We start from the raw sequence: 13,882 nt of genomic DNA on the forward strand, positions 1-13,882 counted from the left end.
GGGCGAAGGTGGCGATCGGGGCGGCGGGGGCCGCTAAGTTCACGCCGTTCCAGGAACAAAGATCCAGGGAGACCGGCAGGCTGATGACGGAACGACCCCCACAGCGCATCCCCAACCGTCAGCTCGCTGCGCTCATCGCGGAGGCCGGCTTTTCCAACGCGGGCCTCGCCCGCCGCGTCGATCAATTGGGGCTCGAGCACGGGCTCGACCTGCGATACGACAAGACCTCGGTCACCCGGTGGCTGCGCGGGCAGCAGCCCCGCGGCACGACCCCCGCGCTGATCGCCGAGGTGTTCACCCGACGGCTCGGGCGGCGGCTTTCGGCCCAGGACCTGGGGCTGGACGCATGCGCCCCCGTGTACGCCGGGCTGGAATTCGCCGCGTCGCCCGAGGAGGCCATTGACATCGTCAGCGGGCTGTGGCGAAAGGACTCCGGCAGCCACACCGAGCTGCGGAAGATCGCATTCACCCCGGCCGGGCTCGTGGTGCCGAGCCGTGACTGGCTCATCGGGCGCGCGGACGAGAAGGTGGCGCGCGGCGCGAGCCCCGCGCCCTCGGGCGAGGGCGCGCGCCCACCGCTCCAGGCGCGCGGCGGGCAGGTGTCGCTGCCACGCCAGCGGCTCGCCGAGCGGGCACCCGGCAGCCGGGTCTCCATGGGCGACATCGCGGCACTGCGGTCCGTGGGAGAGCTCTTCCGGACCATCGACCACGCCTACGGCGGCGGCCACGCCCGGCAGGCCCTCGTGCGGTACCTGGAGCACGAGACGGAGCCGATGCTGCGCGGGACGTACGGGGAGACGACCGGGCGGCGGCTCTTCGGGGCGGCCGCGGACCTCACCCGGCTCGCCGGGTGGACCTCCTACGACATCGCCGCGCACGGGCTCGCGCAGCGCTACTACGTGCAGGCGCTGCGGCTCGCCCAGGCCGCGGGGGACCGGGCCTACGGCTCGTTCGTCCTCGTCACGATGAGCCGGCAGGCCGTCTACCTCGGGCACGGGCGCGAGGCCGTCCAGCTGGCGCGGGTGGCGCAGCAGGGGGTGGGGTCGAGCGCCCCGCCCGTCGTGCAGTCGCTGCTGCACGCGGTGGAGGCGCGCGGGCAGGGTGTGCTGGGCGAGGTACGGGCCTGCTCGGCGTCGCTGGCGCGGGCGGAGCGGGCGCTGGAGACCTCGCGGGCGGGGGACGACGTGCCGTACTGGGCGCGCTTCTTCGACGAGGCGCAGCTCGCGGACGACTTCGCGCACTGCCACCGGGATCTGCAGCAGTACCGGGCCGCGGCGCAGCACGCAGAACGGTCCTTGCAGCTGCGGAGCCCGGCGTACGCGCGGAGCCGGCTCTTCTGCCGGGTGGTGCTGGCGTCGGCGCGGCTGGGGCTGGGGGAGCTGGAGCAGGCCTGCCTGCTGGGGGCCGAGGCGGCGCAGCAGTCGATGGAGATGCGGTCGGTGCGGGCGCTGGAGTGTGTGCGGGACTTCGAGCGGCGGCTGGAGCCCTATCGGGATGCGGCGGCGGTGCGGGCGTACCGGGAGAAGGTGGCGGGGCTCTGACGTTCGGCCGCCCGGTGAGCCCACTGCCTGTTGCGGGTCGCCGGGCCGCCCGCTCGATCCACCCGCCGCAGGCGCGTGCACCACGCGGCGGCAGGGGCGGCCCGTTCCGCCCCGGCCCACCGTCGGTGGCCTGCCCGCGGGCCGTCCTTCGATCGGCTGGGTACGGGTCAGCGGGCGGCGGAGTTACGCCGCCCGCAGGCTCTGGGCGGCGTAGCCCGGACGGATGCCCAGGTCGCGGAGGACTGCTTGGGCGGCGCGGCGGCCGGAGAAGAGGGCGCCCTGGACCGTGCTGGTGTCGCGGTGATCGCCGCAGACGTAGAGGCCCGACAGGAGCCGGACCGGGCGGCGGACGTCGTGGGGGGCCGGCATCGCGGGGACCGCGTCCGGGTCGTGGTGGGCGGCCAGGAGGCGCCAGGTGGTGGTGGAGGTGTTGTAGACCCGGGACAGCTGGGCCCGGGCCGCGCGGTCCAGTTCGGCCGTCGGGAGCGCCGCCGCCGTGCCCAGGACCGTCGAGCTGATCAGGGTCCGGCCCAGGGGCGCGCGGTCGGGGTCCACCTCGCTGGCCACCGTCGTGTGCGCGACCGGGCCCCGGTGGGTCCCCGTCAGGATCAGGGAGGCGTCGCGCAGGGGCGGCGAGTCCGCCGTGTGGTGCAGGACCGTCACGGGGTGGAAGCCGGGCAGCCGCAGGCCCGGGATCAGTTCGGCGGCGGCGCGGGCGCCCGTCGCCACGATCACCGAACGGCACTTGAGCTCCCCGTGCGCCGCCGTGCCGACGGACGTGGTGCCGACGGACGTGGCCTGGACGCCTGTACGGATTGTGTCCTGCGGCAACTGGGCCGCCAGCAGCCGGGGGATGACCCCCGCGCCTCCGGCCGGGAGGCACAGGCGCCCGCGTGCGTAGCCGCGCAGCACCAGGTCCGCGCAGCGGCTGGATGTGGTGAGGTCCGGGTCGGACAGCAGGGATGCGAGGAGGGGGCGCAGGAAGCCTTCCACCGTGCGGGTCGGCAGGCCGCGGCTGGTGAGCGTCGTGGCCGTGGGGCGGTCCGGGCGGGCCAGCATCCGGTCGATGGGCAGCGCGGCAAGGCGGGCCAGTGCCGCGCCGAGCCGCGCCTGATCGAGGCCGGCGCTCCGTGAGGCCCGGGCCGCCGCGAAGGCGCGGGCCGTGGTGAAGGCGCGCTTGGCGCCGCGGAGTTCGCCGGTGCGGTGGTTGCGCCCGTCGGTGTGGACCAGCACTCCGGGGGTGAAGGGGCGCAGCTTGAGCGCCTCCAGGCCGGGGGTGCGGAGCAGCTCCGGGAACGAGGTGTTGAGCAGCTGGCCCGTGCGGTCCAGCAGGAAGCCGTCGACCTCTTCGGTCGTCATGCGGCCGCCCGGGTAAGGGGCTTCCTCCAGGACGGTGACTGTTACCCCGGCGCTGATGAGATGGTGAGCCGCAGAGAGGCCGGCCAGGCCGGCTCCCACGACGACGACGTCAGCGTGGTGTGCGGTGTGGCGTGCGCTGCTGAGCACGTGCCCTCCCGGGGTCGGTCCGCTCGCTCGGGGGCCTGATGCCCTCAACCGGCGGCGGCGATGCGCGAGTTCGCCTCGACCGTAGAGAGAAATCCGGTCAATAACAGTCGCGCACAGGGCGAGCACGGTCGCACAGCGGTCGCACACATCGCCGTTCCGGTGCGGGGACCGGGTGCGTCAACTCTTCCCCAGCGCCGCGCGTACGGCGCTCTCGATGTCCGGGAACGCGAAGCCGAAGCCCGAGTCCAGCAGCCGCCGGGGCAGGACCCGCTGGCTGGCCAGCACTTCTGTGGCCATGCCGCCCAGCGCGAGCCTGAGCGCCGGAGCGGGCGCCGGGAAGGGCGTCGGACGCTTCAGTACGCGCCCCATCGCCTCGGTCACCTCGCGGTTGGTGACCGGATGCGGTGCGGTGAGGTTGAACGGGCCCGAGAGAGAGGGGGAGTCCAGGAGGTGGCGCAGGGCGGCGATGTGATCGTGCAGGGCGATGAAGCTCCAGTACTGCCGTCCGCTCCCCAGCCGCCCCCCGAGGCCCAGTCCGAAGAGCGGGAAGAGGCGGGCCCAGGCTCCGCCCTCGCGGGAGACGACCAGGCCGGTGCGCAGGAGCACCGTGCGTACGCCGGCCTCCGCCGCGGCGCCCGTCGCCTCCTCCCAGTCCTGGCAGACGCCGGCCAGGAAGCCGTGGCCGGGCGGGGTGCTCTCGTCGACGGTCCGCGTCCCCGTGTCGCCGTAGATGCCGGTCGCGCTGGCGCTGAGCAGGACGCGCGGCGGCTCGCCGAGGGACGCCACGGCCTCGGCGATCGCTCCTGTGCCGTGGACCCGGCTGTCGCGGATCTCCTTCTTGTAGGCGTCCGTCCAGCGGTGGTCGCCCACCCCGGCCCCGGCCAGGTGCACCACGGCCTCGCAGCCGGCCAGGGCTCCGGTGTCCACCCACTGGCGCCGCGGGTCCCACTGGGCCTCGCGGGCATCAGCGGGCGGACGGCGCACCAGGCGTACGACGTGGTGGCCGTCGGTCTCCAGGGAGCGCACCAGGGCCCTGCCGATGAGGCCGGTGGAACCGGTTACCGCGATCCGCATGTCTGGCCCGTGCTCCCCTCAGGTCCTGAATCTTTCCCACAGCCTCGGGAAGCGTTCGGCCAGTACCGCCTCGGACTCCAGGTCCACCGGCGTACCGAGCGGTTCGGCCGGCTGGGGCGGCAGCCCGAGGTCGGGCGTCTCGGCCCCCGTCAGCTGCTCGTACGCCTCGTCCGCCGCGTAGCCGAGGTCCTCACCGTCCCCGTCCACCTCTTCGTCGAAGTCGTCCAGCAGCTCCGCGAGGGCGTCCGGGTCGTGCACGGCGCCCTCGAAGACCTCCCTGCCCTGGCCGATCAGCCAGCAGCGGAAGTAGTCGAAGACGTCGTCGCTCGCGCCGTCGAGCAGCACGGCCGCCGCACCCCACAGGTCCCAGAGGTACGCCCGGTTGTACCGCGCCTCGAAGTGCCGGGCGAAGTCGAGCACGGCGTCCGGATCGAGCTGCATCAGCCTCTCGATCAGGGCGTCGGCCTGGTCCTCGGGGTCTCCCTCTGCGGTCTCGCGTGCGCTGTCGATCAGCTCCCAGAACTCCGTCTCGTCCATCATCACGGGACCAGCATCGGTCCTGACGCTGGGCGACGCACCCGGAGCGGGCCGGATGCGGCCGTGTTGTTATCGGTGGGTCCGGTGTTCAGTCGCCGGAAATACAGGACAGGAGGTGTCCGGTATAGCTGCGAGTGTCGCTCCTGTCATCGAAGGCCGAGGGAGAGGACACCTTTCGTGACTGCATCGGAGACCGCAGGCCCGCTGCCGGCGGAAAGCATCGCCCTGGTCGCGGGCGCCACGCGGGGTGCGGGGCGGGCCATGGCCGTGGAACTGGGGGCCGCGGGCGCCGTCGTCTATGTGACGGGGCGTTCCACGCGCGCTCGGCGCAGCGAGGTCGACCGGCCCGAGACCATCGAGGAGACCGCCGAACTGGTGACCGCCGCCGGCGGCACCGGCATCGCCGTGCCCACCGACCACTTGGAGCCGGAGCAGGTGCGGGCCCTCGTCGAGCGCATCGACCGCGATCACGGGCGGCTCGACATCCTCGTCAACGACGTGTGGGGCGGAGATCACCTGATCGAGTTCGGCACGAAGGTGTGGGAAGTGGACCTGGAGAAGGGCCTGCGAATGCTGCGGCTCTCCGTGGACACCCACGTCATCACCAGTCACTTCGCCCTTCCGCTGTTGATCCGGCGGCCCGGGGGACTCGTTGTGGAGATCACCGACGGCACGGAGGAGTTCAACCGGACCTACCGGGAGAACCTCTTCTTCGACCTGGCGAAGTACGCCCCCATCCGCATGGCCTTCGGGCTCTCCCAGGAGCTGAAGGAGTACGGCGGTACGGCGGTGTGCCTGACGCCCGGTTTCCTGCGCTCGGAGGCGATGCTCGACCACTTCGGTGTCACCGAGGCCACGTGGCGGGACGCGGTGGAGAAGAGCCCGCACTTCGCGATCTCCGAGTCCCCGGTCTTCATCGGCCGCGGCGTGGCGGCGCTCGCCGCCGACCCGGACCGCGCGCGCTGGAACGGCCGGTCGGTCTCCAGCGGTGAGCTGGCCGAGGTCTACGGGTTCGACGACGCCGACGGGTCACGGCCCGACTGCTTCGCGTACTTCAAGGACGTCGTCTTCGGCGGCGGGGCCGGGACCGCCGACGACTACCGGTAGAGGGCGCCGGCCCGGGCCGCCGCCCGCGCGAACCGCTCGCGCAGCTCCGGCGGCCCCAGCACCTCCGCCTCCGGGCCCAGCGCGAGCAGTTGTTCGTACGCCACATCGAGCGTCTCCACCGGCAGTGTGAGCGTGACCCGGCCCAGGCCGTCGGGGGCCCCGGCCTCCGCGAGGGCCTCCCGGGCCGCCGCGGGGTCGGTCGCATGCGGCAGCCCGCGCGCTCCGGCGGGGGACAGGCGCAACTTCACCCGGTCGCGCAGGATCGAGCGGGCGAACTGCGCCGCACGCTCCACCCAGAAGGCCGGCAGGTCGAAGTCCGCAAGGCGGCGGAACCTCTCCTCGCCCACGGTGGCCGCGGTGAAGCGGTCCACCCGGTAGACGCGGAAGTCCTCGCCGGCGCGGGCCGCCAGATACCACACGCCCGCCTTGAGGACGAGGCCGTACGGCTCCAGGTCCCGCTCCGCCTCGGTGCCCCGCGAGCTGTAGCGGGCGGTCACGCGGCGGTCGTCCCAGACCGCGTCCGCGAGGGCGGGCAGCAGGGCGGGCGCGTCGTGGTGGGCCCACCAGCCGGGGGCGTCCAGGTGGAAGCGCTGGGCGGCGCTCGCGGGGGCGTCGCTGAGTTCGGGCAGGAGCGCGGCGGAGACCTTCAGACGGGCGGCGGAGGCCGCGTCCGCCAGGCCCATGTCGCGCAGCGCGGACGGCACGCCGGAGAGGAAGAGGGCTTCGGCCTCCGTGCGGCCCAGGCCGGTGAGACGTGTGCGGTAGCCGCCGATCAGGCGGTAGCCGCCTGCGCGGCCGCGGTCGGCGTAGACGGGCACGCCGGCCTCGGACAGGGCGAGGACGTCCCGGGCGACCGTACGCTCGGAGACCTCCAGGTGGCGCGCCAGCTCGGTGCCGGTCATGGACGGGCGGGTCTGGAGCAGGAGCACCATCTTGATCAAACGAGCCGCACGCATGAGCCCATGATGCCGGGTTCGCCGGTCGCGCTCCGCCGCTCGGGGGCCACTGACAGTGGGGCGTGACGACAGGAGCCCGCGTGCCGAGCCAGGGCATGGACGAGCGCGCGGGGTCCTGTCGTCACCCCTGAGCCGTTCCGCGTCACAGGACAGGGCGCGCGGCGCGGCTCCGGCGGAGACGATACGCCTTTGATCGATGATCGATCAATGGCCTGGACGAGTGGAACCGGACTCCGGTGGTCCGGGGCGGCCTCAGACCTGGGGCGCGCAGCTCAGGACGTGCGCGTTCAACAGCTCGCCGATTCGCGGATCGCGCTGCCGGAAGGCCCGCACGAGCGCGGCGTGATCCTCCGCGTGGGCCCGTGGCTCCGGGCTCAGCCAGCGGATCGACAGCGTCGTCCACACCTCGATGCCCAGCGACTCCCAGGTGTGCAGCAGCACGGAGTTCCCCGAGGCCCGCACGATCTCGCGGTGGAAGGCCACCGTGTGCCGGGCCTGCGCCTCGCTGTCGTCCGCCAGATCGGCCGTCCGCAGGGCGGCCACCTCCCGCTCCAGCGCCGAGACGTCACCCGCCAGCGCGTCCGCCGCCAGCTCGGCGGCCACCCGCTCCAGGCCCGCCCGGACCGGATAGGACTCCTTGAGGTCGGCCGCGCTCAGATCGCGGACGCGCACGCCCTTGTTGGGGGCCGACTCGATCAGCCGCAGCGACTCCAGCTCGCGCAGCGCCTCGCGCACCGGGGTCTGGCTCACCAGCAGCTCGGCGGCGATCCGCCGCTCCACGATCCGCTCGCCCGGCTGCCAGCGCCCGCTGACGATCCCCTCGAGGATGTGCTCGCGGATCTGCTCGCGCAGCGAATGGACGACGGGCGGGGTCATTTCTCTCCTTGGTCGGATCTGCCGGGAACGTCATTATCGGCGTTTCCCGCGGCTACCGGCCCGGCCGGGGGGCCGGGGCGTTGTCCCCGGGAAATACAGCCCGGCAAGGCGAAGGGCGCGGCCCCGGCTCGTACGGAGTACGAGACCGGGGCCGCGCCCCTCAACGCGTGCAGCCCTCGGGTCAGAGACCGATCTCGGTCTCGAACTCGGCGGCCTCCAGAATCTGCTTGACCGTGGTCAGGTAGCGGGCCGCGTCGGCACCGTCCACCAGACGGTGGTCGTAGGAGAGCGCCAGGTAGGTCATGTCGCGGATCGCGATGGTCTCGCCCAGCTCCGGGTGGTCGATGACCACCGGGCGCTTGACGGTCGCACCGATACCCAGGATGCCGACCTGGTTCGGGGGCACGATGACCGTGTCGAACAGCGCACCGCGCGAGCCGGTGTTGCTGATCGTGAAGGTCGCACCCGCCAGGTCGTCCGGGCTGATCTTGCTGGAACGGACCTTGCCGGCCAGCTCCGCCGTCTTCTTGGCGATGCCCGCGATGTTGAGGTCACCCGCACCCTTGATGACCGGGGTCATCAGGCCCTTCTCCGAGTCGACGGCGATGCCGACGTTCTCGGAGTCGAAGTAGGTGATGGTGTTCTCGTCCTCGTTGATCCGGGCGTTGACGACCGGGTGGGCCTTCAGCGCCTGGACGGCGGCCTTGACGAAGAACGGCATCGGGGAGAGCTTGACGCCCTCGCGAGCCGCGAACGCGTCCTTGGCCTTGTTGCGCATCCGCATGATCTTGGTGATGTCCACCTCGACCACGGAGGTCAGCTGCGCCTGGCCGTGCAGCGCCTTCATCATGTTGTCGGCGATGACCTTGCGCATGCGCGGCATCTTGACCGTCTGACCGCGCAGCGGGGACGCCTCCAGAGCCGGGGCCTTCGGCGCGGCGGCGGCAGCCGGGGCGGCGGCGGCCGGAGCCGGCGCGGCCTTGGCGGCCTCGGCCGCGGCGGCCGCGCTCACCACGTCCTGTTTGCGGATGCGGCCACCGACGCCGGTGCCCTGCACGGCGGTGAGGTCGACGCCGGACTCGGCGGCGAGCTTGCGCACCAGCGGGGTGACGTAGGCGCCGTCGGCAGCCGGGGTGACGGCGGCCGGGGCGGCCGGAGCCTTCGGCGCGGCAGCCGGGGCCGGGGCGGCCGGAGCCGGGGCGGCAGGCGCGGCGGGCGCGACGGGGGCAGCCGGGGCCGGGGCAGCCGGGGCGGGAGCCGGGGCGGCCGGAGCCGGTGCCGGAGCCGCGGGGGCGGCCGGAGCCTCCTGAACGGGGGCGGGGGCCGGGGCGGCCGGAGCAGCGGCGGCCGGAGCCGCGACGCCCCCGGCAACAGCAGAACCGATCACGGCGAGCTTGGCGCCGACCTCGGCGGTCTCGTCCTCGGCGACGGCGATCTCCAGCAGCACGCCGGAAACCGGGGCCGGGATCTCGGTGTCGACCTTGTCGGTGGAGACCTCGAGCAGCGGCTCGTCGGCCTCGACGCTCTCGCCGACCTCCTTGAGCCAGCGCGTGACGGTCCCCTCGGTGACCGACTCGCCCAGCGCGGGCAGGACGACGTCGGTGCCCTCGGCGGCACCGGCGGCCGGAGCGGCCGGGGCCTCGGCGGCAGCCGGAGCGGCGGCGGGGGCCTCGGCCACGGGGGCAGGGGCGGCGGGGGCCTCGGCGGCCGGGGCGGGGGCCTCGGCCGCGGCCGGAGCCTCGGCAGCGGCGGGGGCGCCGGAGCCGTCGTCGATGATCGCCAGCTCGGAGCCGACCTCGACCGTCTCGTCCTCGGCCACCTTGATGGAGGCCAGGATGCCGGACGCGGGGGCCGGAATTTCGGTGTCGACCTTGTCGGTGGAGACCTCGAGCAGCGGCTCGTCGGCCTCCACGCGCTCACCCTCGGCCTTGAGCCAACGGGTGACGGTGCCCTCGGACACGCTCTCGCCGAGCGCCGGCAGGGTTACGGAAACCGCCATGGTTGCGGTTGCTCCTTACGAATAGTGCGGATGGTGGTGCGCTCGGGACTTAGTCGTGCGAGTGCAGCGGCTTGCCGGCCAGAGCCAGGTGGGCCTCGCCCAGAGCCTCGCTCTGCGTCGGGTGCGCGTGGATGAGCTGCGCGACCTCGGCCGGCAGCGCCTCCCAGTTGTAGATCAGCTGGGCTTCGCCGACCTGCTCACCCATACGGTCGCCGACCATGTGGACGCCGACCACGGCACCGTCCCGCACCTGGACGAGCTTGATCTCGCCCGCGGTCTTGAGGATCTTGCTCTTGCCGTTGCCCGCGAGGTTGTACTTCAGAGCGACGACCTTGTCGGCGCCGTACAGCTCCTTGGCCTTCGCCTCGGTGATACCGACCGAAGCGACCTCCGGGTGGCAGTACGTGACGCGCGGCACGCCGTCGTAGTCGACCGGCACGGGCTTGAGACCGGCCAGACGCTCCGCAACCAGGATGCCCTCGGCGAAGCCGACGTGCGCGAGCTGGAGGGTCGGGACGAGGTCACCGACGGCCGAGACCGTCTCCACGTTGGTCTGCATGTACTCGTCGACCAGGACGTAGCCGCGGTCCATGGCGACCCCGGCCTCCTCGTAGCCCAGGCCCTGGGAGACCGGGCCACGGCCCACGGCGACGAGCAGCAGCTCGGCCTCGAAGGTCTTGCCGTTCTCCAGGGAGACCTTCACACCGTCGGCCGTGTATTCCACGCCCGAGAAGCGGGAGCCGAGGGAGAAGTTGATGCCGCGCTTGCGGAAGGCGCGCTCCAGCAGCTTGGAGCTGTTCTCGTCCTCGACCGGGACGAGGTGGGGAAGCGCCTCGACGATGGTGACGTCGGTGCCGAAGGACTTCCACGCGGAGGCGAACTCGACGCCGATGACGCCGCCGCCTAGCACGATCGCGGACTTCGGCACGCGGTCCAGGACCAGCGCGTGGTCCGAGGAGATGACGCGGTTGCCGTCGATGGTCAGGCCCGGCAGCGACTTCGGCACGGAGCCGGTGGCCAGCAGGACGTGGCGGCCGGTGTAGGTCTGGCCGTTGACGTCGACGGACGTCGGGGAGGACAGGCGGCCCTCGCCGGTCACGTAGGTGACCTTGCGGGAGGCGACCAGGCCCTGCAGGCCCTTGTACAGGCCCGAGATCACGTCGTCCTTGTACTTGTGGACGCCCGCGATGTCGATGCCCTCAAGGGTGGCCTTGACACCGAACTGCTCGGCCTCACGAGCCTGGTCGGCGATCTCGCCGGCGTGCAGCAGAGCCTTGGTGGGGATGCAGCCACGGTGCAGGCAGGTGCCGCCCAGCTTGTCCTTCTCGATCAGGGCGACGTCGAGACCCAGCTGCGCTCCGCGCAGGGCAGCGGCGTAACCGCCGCTACCGCCTCCGAGGATCACTAGGTCGAAAACGGTGCTGGCGTCGTTCGCCACGTCACGTCCTCCATGCATGGGTACGCCGTTGCCGGTCGTCCGTGACCGGGCGGCGGCTGTTGTTCGGCCGCTTGTGCTTCGGCCCTGTGAATAAGGGGGCCCTGTCCTGCCGAGACAACATCTTCGCACTTGTTGACGGACGACGGGACGCCGGGCCGGGGTCCGGGACGACTGATGCGTCACCTTCACGGGGTTACCGGCGCGTACGAACGTGCTGATTCGTGCAGTTTCGTCCGTAGCGAACAGGACGCGGGGGTGGCGAAAAGACGCCTGAGGCCCCGGGCGGACGCCCGGGGCCGTTCAGCCGTGACCGGTCGCAGCGGTCAGCCGAGGTCGCCGTCGGCCGTGCGCTCGGCAAGCCGGACCAGGGTGCGGACGGCCGAGCCGGTGCCGCCCTTGGGCGTGTAGCCGTACGGCGCGCTCTCGTGGAAGGCCGGGCCCGCGATGTCCAGGTGCGCCCAGGTGATGCCCTCGCCCACGAACTCCTGCAGGAAGAGACCGGCCACCAGGCCGCCGCCCATGCGCTCACCCATGTTGGCGAGGTCGGCCACGGGAGAGTCCATGCTCTTGCGGAGGTCGGCCGGCAGCGGCATCGGCCACGCCGGCTCGCCGACCTCCTCGGCGATCTCGTAGAGCGCGGTGCGGAACGCGTCGTCGTTCGCCATCACACCGAAGGTGCGGTTGCCGAGCGCGAGAACCATGGCACCCGTGAGGGTGGCGACGTCCACGATCGCGTCCGGGTTCTCCTGCGAGGCGCGGGTCAGGGCGTCGGCCAGGACCAGGCGGCCCTCGGCGTCGGTGTTGAGCACCTCCACCGTCTTGCCGCTGTACATCTTCAGCACGTCGCCCGGACGGGTGGCGTTGCCGGACGGCATGTTCTCCGCGAGGGCCAGCCAGCCGGTGACGTTGACCTCGAGGCCGAGCTTGGCGACCGCGACGACCGCGGCGAACACGGCGGCGGCACCGCTCATGTCGCACTTCATGGTCTCGTTGTGGCCCGCCGGCTTCAGGGAGATGCCGCCCGAGTCGTAGGTGATGCCCTTGCCGACCAGGGCGAGGGTCTTCGCCGCCTTGGGGTGGGTGTAGGCGATGCGCACCAGGCGCGGCGGGTTGGCCGAACCCTGGCCGACGCCCATCAGGCCGCCGTAGCCGCCCTTGAGCAGCGCCTTCTCGTCCAGCACCTCGACCTTGAGGCCGAACTCCTTGGCGGCGGCCTGGGCCTCGGTGGCGAACGACTTCGGGTTGAGGTCGTTGGAGGGGATGTTGACCAGGTCGCGGGCGCGGTTGACCTCGGCGGCCACGGTGGTGGCGCGCTCGACGGCGGCCTTGAAGGCCTTGTCGCGGGGCTTGGCGCCCAGGATCGTGGCCTCGGCCAGCGGGGCACCCTTGGCGTCCTTCTTCGCGCCGCCGTTGCTGCGGTACGTGGTGAAGGTGTACGCACCCAGCACCGCGCCCTCACCGATGGCGGCGACGGACTCCGCGTCCCCGACGGGCAGGGCGAACGCGGCCTTCTTCACGCCGGTCAGCGTGCGGGCGGCGCTGCCGGCGGCGCGGCGCAGCGTCTCCTCGTCGAAGCCGTCACCCTTTGCGGGCAGGTCGCCGAGGCCGACCGCCAGCACGACCGGGGCCTTGAGGCCGGACAGAGCGGGCAGCTTGGTCACCTCGCCCTCGCCGCCGGAGGCGCCGAGGGTCTCCAGGACGGTGGCCAGCTTGCCGTCGAACGCCTTGTCCACGGCTTCCGCGCCGGGAGCGACGACGGGGCCCTTCGGGCCCTTCGCCACACCGACGACAATGGCGTCCGCGCGCAGCGTCGCCGCGCTGGAAGTGCTGAGAGTCAGAGCAGTCACGGTGGTGGGTGTCCCTACTTCCGTCGAATTATCGGCCGATGGCTGGTGGCCGGCCGCACCCTGCGCATCGTATGCGCCGCGCTTTTGCCGCTCGGGCTCGGGCCTTCGGGCACGTGAGAGCGTATCTCCGCGAGCGCGGTCAGCCCAGGGTCAGAGCGAGCAGCGCGACGGTCGAGGCGGTCTCCGCCAGCGCGCCGAACACATCGCCGGTGACCCCGCCGAAGCGGCGCCGGCAGTGGCGCAGCAGCAGTTCGCCGCCGGCCAGGGCGAGCAGCACGGCCAGGCCCGCGCGCAGGGCACCGTACGGGCCGGTGAAGGCGCCGGCGCCGGCGGCCACGGCGGCCGTCAGCGCCGCCACGGCCAGCGCGGCCGGCCGGGGGACGACGCCGGCGACCGCCGCGCCCAGCCCGTCGGGGCGGGCCGCCGGGACGCCGGCGCGGGAGGCGAGGGTCAGGGCGCAGCGTGCGGCGAGGGCGGCCACGGCCGCCGCGACGGCGCCGTGCCACCGGCCTGCGCCGTACAACTGCGCGAGGGCGGCGACCTGGCCGAGCAGGGTGAGCAGCAGGGTGATGACGCCGAAGGGGCCGATGTCGGACTGCTTCATGATGCGCAGCGCGTCCTCGGCGGGCCTGCCGCTGCCCAGCCCGTCGGCCACGTCCGCGAGCCCGTCCAGGTGCAGTCCCCGGGTGAGCACCGCGGGCACCGCGACCGTGGCCACGGCGGCGAGCAGCGGGCCCGAGCCCAGCAGCAGCAACAGCCACCCGGCCAGGGCCGCGCAGCCTCCCACCACCAACCCCGCCAGCGGTGCCGCCAGCATCCCGCCGCGCGCGGCCCGCCGGTCCCAGCGGGTGAGCGGGACGGGCAGCACGGTGAGGGTGCCGAAGGCGAAGCGCAGGGCGTCGCCGGGGGTCGGGCGGGCGGATGTCGTGTCGGTCATCGCGGGCAGGGTATCCCGCCCCTTCCGGGCAGTACTTTTGCCGGTAGGCGCGATGCGGGAGCGG

At 73.1% G+C, this 13,882-nt stretch carries 11 protein-coding genes; 2 read left to right on the forward strand and 9 right to left on the reverse strand.

Annotated elements, in window-relative coordinates; genetic code table 11:
- Positions 1–83 precede the first annotated feature (83 nt).
- The gene (locus AB0F13_RS15460; RefSeq protein WP_362081119.1) at positions 84–1,541 is read left to right on the forward strand and encodes a regulator; all 1,458 of its coding nucleotides are present in this window, start codon (positions 84–86) and stop codon (positions 1,539–1,541) included.
- A gap of 183 nt (positions 1,542–1,724) precedes the next feature.
- On the opposite strand, the gene AB0F13_RS15465 is transcribed toward AB0F13_RS15460, so the two are convergent.
- The 3 genes from AB0F13_RS15465 to AB0F13_RS15475 form a co-directional block, all read right to left on the reverse strand.
- A complete protein-coding gene (locus AB0F13_RS15465) occupies positions 1,725–3,047 on the reverse strand; it encodes an NAD(P)/FAD-dependent oxidoreductase (RefSeq protein ID WP_362081122.1) in 1,323 nt (440 codons plus the stop codon).
- Positions 3,048–3,224: 177 nt separating this feature from the next.
- Entirely contained in the window at positions 3,225–4,121 is an 897-nt protein-coding gene (locus tag AB0F13_RS15470) for a TIGR01777 family oxidoreductase (protein ID WP_362081125.1), read from the reverse strand.
- Between the two features lie 18 nt (positions 4,122–4,139).
- A complete protein-coding gene (locus AB0F13_RS15475) occupies positions 4,140–4,658 on the reverse strand; it encodes a DUF4240 domain-containing protein (protein WP_362081591.1) in 519 nt (172 codons plus the stop codon).
- A gap of 177 nt (positions 4,659–4,835) precedes the next feature.
- Between AB0F13_RS15475 and AB0F13_RS15480 the strand changes: the two genes are divergently transcribed.
- Complete coding sequence (locus AB0F13_RS15480) at positions 4,836–5,765, forward strand: SDR family oxidoreductase (protein WP_362081128.1); 930 nt, start codon at positions 4,836–4,838, stop codon at positions 5,763–5,765.
- On the opposite strand, the gene AB0F13_RS15485 is transcribed toward AB0F13_RS15480, so the two are convergent.
- The 6 genes from AB0F13_RS15485 to AB0F13_RS15510 form a co-directional block, all read right to left on the reverse strand.
- Entirely contained in the window at positions 5,756–6,721 is a 966-nt protein-coding gene (locus AB0F13_RS15485) for a WYL domain-containing protein (protein ID WP_362081131.1), read from the reverse strand. The genes AB0F13_RS15480 and AB0F13_RS15485 overlap by 10 nt on opposite strands.
- 252 nt (positions 6,722–6,973) lie before the next feature.
- Entirely contained in the window at positions 6,974–7,597 is a 624-nt protein-coding gene (locus tag AB0F13_RS15490) for a GntR family transcriptional regulator (RefSeq protein WP_362081134.1), read from the reverse strand.
- 181 nt (positions 7,598–7,778) lie between these two features.
- Positions 7,779–9,596, reverse strand: coding sequence for a 2-oxoglutarate dehydrogenase, E2 component, dihydrolipoamide succinyltransferase (gene sucB, locus AB0F13_RS15495; protein ID WP_362081137.1), 1,818 nt, complete (start codon positions 9,594–9,596; stop codon positions 7,779–7,781).
- A 49-nt stretch (positions 9,597–9,645) separates the two neighbouring features.
- Entirely contained in the window at positions 9,646–11,034 is a 1,389-nt protein-coding gene (gene lpdA, locus AB0F13_RS15500) for a dihydrolipoyl dehydrogenase (RefSeq protein ID WP_362081140.1), read from the reverse strand.
- A gap of 323 nt (positions 11,035–11,357) precedes the next feature.
- Entirely contained in the window at positions 11,358–12,881 is a 1,524-nt protein-coding gene (locus tag AB0F13_RS15505) for a leucyl aminopeptidase (protein WP_362081143.1), read from the reverse strand.
- Positions 12,882–13,020: 139 nt separating this feature from the next.
- Positions 13,021–13,818, reverse strand: coding sequence for an adenosylcobinamide-GDP ribazoletransferase (locus AB0F13_RS15510; RefSeq protein WP_362081146.1), 798 nt, complete (start codon positions 13,816–13,818; stop codon positions 13,021–13,023).
- Positions 13,819–13,882: the final 64 nt, after the last annotated feature.

The organism is Streptomyces sp. NPDC026206 (assembly GCF_040638465.1).
Lineage (GTDB): Bacteria > Actinomycetota > Actinomycetes > Streptomycetales > Streptomycetaceae > Streptomyces.

Excerpts from the sequence above, each read along its gene's own strand:
- AB0F13_RS15510 (WP_362081146.1), bottom strand. The coding sequence starts at position 13,818 with ATGACCGACACGACATCCGCCCGCCCGACCCCCGGCGACGCCCTGCGC.
- AB0F13_RS15460 (WP_362081119.1), top strand. The coding sequence starts at position 84 with ATGACGGAACGACCCCCACAGCGCATCCCCAACCGTCAGCTCGCTGCG.
- AB0F13_RS15485 (WP_362081131.1), bottom strand. The coding sequence starts at position 6,721 with ATGCGTGCGGCTCGTTTGATCAAGATGGTGCTCCTGCTCCAGACCCGC.
- AB0F13_RS15475 (WP_362081591.1), bottom strand. The coding sequence starts at position 4,658 with ATGGACGAGACGGAGTTCTGGGAGCTGATCGACAGCGCACGCGAGACC.
- sucB (WP_362081137.1), bottom strand. The coding sequence starts at position 9,596 with ATGGCGGTTTCCGTAACCCTGCCGGCGCTCGGCGAGAGCGTGTCCGAG.
- AB0F13_RS15490 (WP_362081134.1), bottom strand. The coding sequence starts at position 7,597 with ATGACCCCGCCCGTCGTCCATTCGCTGCGCGAGCAGATCCGCGAGCAC.
- AB0F13_RS15470 (WP_362081125.1), bottom strand. The coding sequence starts at position 4,121 with ATGCGGATCGCGGTAACCGGTTCCACCGGCCTCATCGGCAGGGCCCTG.